The sequence below is a fragment of the Arthrobacter sp. Bi26 genome (assembly GCF_918697925.1).
GTDB lineage: Bacteria > Actinomycetota > Actinomycetes > Actinomycetales > Micrococcaceae > Arthrobacter.
In genome coordinates this window covers 1-4177 of sequence record NZ_CAKKMF010000170.1, presented here as the reverse complement: position 1 = coordinate 4177, position 4177 = coordinate 1, and the positions used below count along the sequence as shown (strand labels likewise).

The 4177-nt window shown below is 68.9% G+C and carries 3 protein-coding genes; 1 reads left to right on the top strand and 2 read right to left on the bottom strand.

Features of this window, described 5'->3' with window-relative positions:
- Nucleotides 1–30: 30 nt before the first annotated feature.
- The gene (locus LQV16_RS22975) at nucleotides 31–882 is read right to left on the bottom strand and encodes an amino acid ABC transporter ATP-binding protein (RefSeq protein WP_229996147.1); all 852 of its coding nucleotides are present in this window, start codon (nucleotides 880–882) and stop codon (nucleotides 31–33) included.
- Nucleotides 879–1934, bottom strand: a complete 1056-nt coding sequence (locus LQV16_RS22970; RefSeq protein WP_229996146.1) for an amino acid ABC transporter permease — start codon at nucleotides 1932–1934, stop codon at nucleotides 879–881. Before LQV16_RS22970 ends, LQV16_RS22975 begins: the two co-directional genes overlap by 4 nt.
- Nucleotides 1935–2177: 243 nt before the next feature.
- Between LQV16_RS22970 and LQV16_RS22965 the strand changes: the two genes are divergently transcribed.
- Nucleotides 2178–4157, top strand: coding sequence for an FAD/NAD(P)-binding protein (locus LQV16_RS22965; protein ID WP_229996145.1), 1980 nt, complete (start codon nucleotides 2178–2180; stop codon nucleotides 4155–4157).
- The last annotated feature ends 20 nt before the right edge of the window (nucleotides 4158–4177 follow it).

The window sequence follows — 4177 nt, the reverse complement described above, 5'->3', positions numbered from 1 at the left end:
GGGTGGGGCTGCTTGCCATGGGGGTGTTCCTTAGATGTTGAAGGCGGGTTCGATCACTTTGGAGAAAAAGCTCCGGGTGCGTTCTTCGCGCGGGTTGGTGAAAATCTCCTGGGGTGTGCCTTGCTCGACGATCTGGCCCTGGTCCATGAACACGACCGTGTCGGCGACGTCGCGGGCGAATCCCATCTCATGCGTGACGATGATCAGTGTCGTGCCGGACTTGGCGAGCTCGCGGATGACGTCCAGGACCTCGTTGACCAGTTCCGGGTCCAGGGCCGAGGTGGGTTCGTCGAAGAGCAGGATCTTGGGGTCCAGGGCCAGGGCCCGGGCAATCGCGACGCGCTGCTGCTGGCCGCCGGAGAGCTGGCGCGGGTAGGCGCCGGCGCGGTCCTTAAGGCCCACCCGGTCCAGCAGCTCCAGCCCGCGTGCGCGGGCCTCGGCCTGCGAAGAGCGGGGTCTTCCTGCCCGCGGCGCGACGACGGGCGCCTCGGTGACGTTTTCCAGCGCGGTCAGGTGCGGGAAGAGGTTGAAGTTCTGGAACACCATGCCGATCTCGGTGCGTTGCTTCAGGATTTCCTTTTCGCGCAGTTCGTGGAGCCGGCGGCCCCGGACCTCGTAGCCCACCAGCGTGCCGTCGATCGCGATGAACCCGGCGTCGACCTTTTCCAGGTGGTTGATGGTGCGCAGGAGGGTGGATTTGCCGGACCCGGATGGGCCGACAATCACGGCGACGCCGCCTGGCTCGACAGTCAGCGTGATGCCCTTGAGAACCTCCGTGGCCCCGAAGGACTTGCGGACCTTGGTGATCTCGACGAGTCCGCGGGTGGTTTCGGCGTCCGTGGCGGCGGGCGCCGCGGGGGTGTTAGTGGCAAGAGCGCTCATCGGGTGCCTCTTTCCTGGGTGGTTTCCCCGGTAGCGGGCGCATGCGTGGCGAGGAATTTGCGGGCCTTTTGCAGCGGGGTCAGGGGCAGCGTGCGGACGGCGCCCTTGGAGTAGTGCCGCTCGATGTAGTACTGGAAGACGCTCAGCACCGAGGTGATCACGACGTACCAGAGGGTGGCCACGAGCAGCAGCGGCAGGACCTGCTGGGTCCGGTTGTAGATGACCTGGACGGTGTAGAACAGCTCGGAATAGGCCAGGACGTAGACAATCGAGGTGCCTTTGACCAGGCCGATCACCTCGTTGAAGGCGGTGGGCAGGATGGCCCGCATGGCCTGGGGCAGGACGATCCGGGTGGAGCGCCGCCATGCCGGGATGCCCAGGGCGGTTGCGGCCTCGAGCTGGCCCTGGTCCACGGAGAGGATGCCGCCGCGGATGATCTCGGCGGAGTAGGCGGCCTGATTCAAGGTCAGGCCGAGGACGGCCGCGGCGAACTGGCTGATCAGGGTGGTGGTCTGCGCCTCGAAGAAGCGCACGTCCGTGAACGGGAGCCCTAAGCTGATTTTCTCGTAGAGGTAGCCCAGGTTGTACCAGAGCAGCATCTGCACCAGCAGCGGCGTGGAGCGGAAGATCCAGGAGAAGGTCCAGGAGACCGAGACCAGCAGCGGGGACGCGGAGAGCCGCATCAGTGCCAGGATGAACCCCAGGATGAACCCGAGCGCCCCGGAGATGGCCGTCAGCTTGAGCGTCTCCAGCAGGCCATTCACAATTGACTGGGCGGTGAACCATTGCGCCACCACGCCCCATTCCCAGCGCGGGTTGGTGGCCAGGGACCAGGCAATGCCGGCCACGCCCAGGGCGACGACGGCGGTGCCCACCCAGCGCCACGGGTGGCGGGCCGGGACCAGCCGGTAGTCGGCATAGTCGGTGGCGGCCTTGCGGCCCGCTGAACCGGAGCCGGCAGCTCCGGCCGGTGCAGTGTCGGGTGCGGATTCGATGCTGGCGGACGCCGGCTCCGGGGCGGACTGTGCCACCGGGGTTGCTGTTGAACTCATGCGCCACCTCGCTTCTTCCAGTTGCTGTGGGGGTACGGTTGGCTGCCAATCTAAGGGCGTGCGAAAACGCGCGGCAAGGCGGCAAGTTGCATACGTTCACGCAGGTTCGCACGGCGTCACACGACGTTTTCTTGCCTCGATTTACGCCGCATTACGGGGGGTGAACGGCTGTGACCGGCGCCTCGACCGGCCCCGTTTCGGGTGCCTAGCATGAGGGCTCCGCACCAGAGCCAGGAGACCGTCATGCAAGTGAATGCCCCATCCGTGGTCCTCATCGGCGGCGGCCCGCGCACGGCCGGGTTGCTGGAACGCCTCGCCGCAAACCGGCCGGAACTGTTCGCCGGTACGCTCCAGGTCCACGTCGTGGAGCCGCACACTCCGGGTGCGGGCAGGATCTGGCGCTACGAACAGCATCCCGGGCTGATGCTCAACTCCGCCGCGGCGGATGTCACGATGTTCACCGATGCCACCGTCCAATGCGAGGGACCGGCCATCGAAGGCCCCGGCCTGGCGGACTGGGCCGCCGGGGTCCTGGACGGCTCCATCGTGGATGTTCCGGAGCTGCCGCAGGAACTCCGGCGCCAGCTGGCTGCCCTCACCGGCTCCACTTTTCCCACCCGGCAGCTGCAGAGTGTCTACCTGGAATGGTTCTTCCGCCGCTCCGTCGCCGCGCTCGGACCGGACGTCACCGTCACGGTGCACCGGGACACCGCGTCCGCCGTCGAACTCGAAGAGGGCGAACCGGAACCCGGCGCCGAAAGCTACCGCGTCCGGCTGGCCGGCGGCGCGATGCTGCGCGCCGACGTCGTGATCGCCTCCCTGGGGCACACCGATTCGCTGCCCGAACCGGAGTCTGCCGCGTGGGCCGGTTTTGCCGCCCGGCACGGCGCATTCCACGCGGCGCCGAGCTACACGACCGACGTCGACTACTCACCGCTCGCCGCCGGCCAGGACGTGATTGTCTCCGGCATGGGCCTGGCCTTCGTGGACCTGCTGGTGCTGCTCATGGAGGGCCGCGGCGGCAGGTTCGAGGAGCTGCCCGACGGCGGCCTGCGCTACCGGCCCTCCGGTGCTGAGCCGCGGCTGTGGGCCGGCTCCCGCCGCGGCGTGCCCTACCACTCCAAGATCACGTCCACCCTGCGCGGTGACGCAGCGGGGGAACCGGCGTTCTTTACCGCAGACGCCGTCGCGGCGCTGCTGGACGGGCCCGGCGAGCTGGACTTCCGCGCCCAGCTTTGGCCCCTGATTGCCAAGGATGCAGGCTACGCGTACTACCGCGAGCTGTTCACCGGCTACCCGGGCCGGGTCCGGATTGGCTGGCAGGAATTCGCCGAGCGGTTCTCCGCCGCCCAGTGGTACAGCCAGGAGCGCCAGCGGCTGGTCACTGAGTCCGTCCCAGACGCAGAGCTCCACCTGGACCTCGAACGGCTGGACCATCCCTTCGCGGGCCGGGTTTTCGCCGGCCACGCGGACGCCCAGGCCGCGGTGGCGGCGTACATCGGCCGCGACCTTGAGCTGCGCACCGGGCCGGACCATTCGGAGACCCTGGCCCTGTTCATCTCGCTGCTCAAGTCCTATATGGACCTGGGCCGGCTGGTGCCGTCCGAGCGGCTCAACGCGCGCTCACAGCGCGATGTCCAGGGCTGGTGGCACGGCTTCTTTAGCTTCGTCGATTCCGGGCCGCCGCCGCGCAGGCTGCGGGAGATGCTGGCCATCCACCGGTCCGGGCTGCTGCAGTTCATTGGCCCGGGGCTGGAGATCGAGGCCGCGGAGTACTCGGGCCGGTTCGTCGCCCGCTCGGCCCAGGCCGGGATCACCGTGTCAGCGGCGGCGCTGATCGAGGCCCGGCTCCCGGCGCCGTCGGTGGCCCGCTCCGCGAACCCGCTGCTGCGCCAGCTGCACAGCTCCGGGCTCGGCACCGAACAGCAGCTCCTCACCGCGGACGGGACGCACGCGACGGGGCGGCTCCTGGTGTCCGCCCACAACGAGCTGATCAGTCCGGTGGGGGAGCGGCGCGAGCGGCTGTTCGGCGTCGGGCCCGGTACCTCGGGCTGGGGCGCCGGCGCCTTCGCCCGGCCCGGCACCAACGCCGCGCCGTTCCGCGAAAACGACGCCCTGGCCCGGCGCATCCTGAACCTCCTGGCCGAGACCAACACCGGCCAGACCAACAGCGGCCAGGCGGTGCCTCAGGCCGCCGCCGGCGGCGGAAAGGACCAGTCATGACCCCGTCACCACTACACACC